Origin of the sequence: Burkholderia sp. E168m23, assembly GCF_016586125.1 — a bacterium.
In the GTDB taxonomy this organism is placed as follows: Bacteria; Pseudomonadota; Gammaproteobacteria; order Burkholderiales; family Burkholderiaceae; genus Burkholderia; species Burkholderia orbicola.
Window position 1 is genome coordinate 1 of the sequence record NZ_BCPP01001718.1, and the last position, 525, is coordinate 525.

Genomic DNA, 525 nt, shown 5'->3' on the forward strand with positions numbered 1-525 from the left:
GCGTCACGTCATGCAGGTCGAGCGTCTCGAGCAGCGTCGCGAGATCGTCGGCCAGCGTGTCGTAGTCGTAGCCGCTCCACGGTTGATCGGACCGCCCGAAGCCGCGCCGGTCGTACGCGATGCCGCGCAGGCCGTGCGACGCCACGTGATGCATCTGCACGTCCCACATGTCGGCATTCAGCGGCCAGCCGTGAATGAACACGACCGGGCGGCCGCTGCCCCAGTCCTTGTAGTGGATCGACACGCCGTCGCGGGTGGTGAACGTGCTCATGAAGGTTCCTTTCGAGTAGGGAAGCCGCGCCCACGGACGCGGCCAAAGCGTGCGGCGCGGCGCGTCATGCGCGGGACTGCCGGGCGACGAACTGCTCGAGCGCCGTCGCGAGCACCATCTCGCGGCAGTTCGCGGGGCGTTTCTCGCCGCGCCACTGGGGTTTGTAGATCGCGTCGCCGACCCGGATCGGTTGCCCGGTGAGCGCGCAGCGCGCCAGCCGGCGCGCCTTCGCGCTGATCCAGCGTTGTTCGTCG

The 525-nt window shown here is 69.3% G+C and carries 2 protein-coding genes; both read right to left on the reverse strand.

The features are described 5' to 3' along the window. A partial coding sequence (locus tag JMF90_RS39855) for an alpha/beta fold hydrolase (RefSeq protein ID WP_201326631.1) occupies positions 1 to 271 on the reverse strand: 271 nt, incomplete at its 3' end. Between the two features lie 64 nt (positions 272 to 335). Further along, a partial coding sequence (locus tag JMF90_RS39860) for a DUF3331 domain-containing protein (protein ID WP_201326632.1) occupies positions 336 to 525 on the reverse strand: 190 nt, incomplete at its 5' end.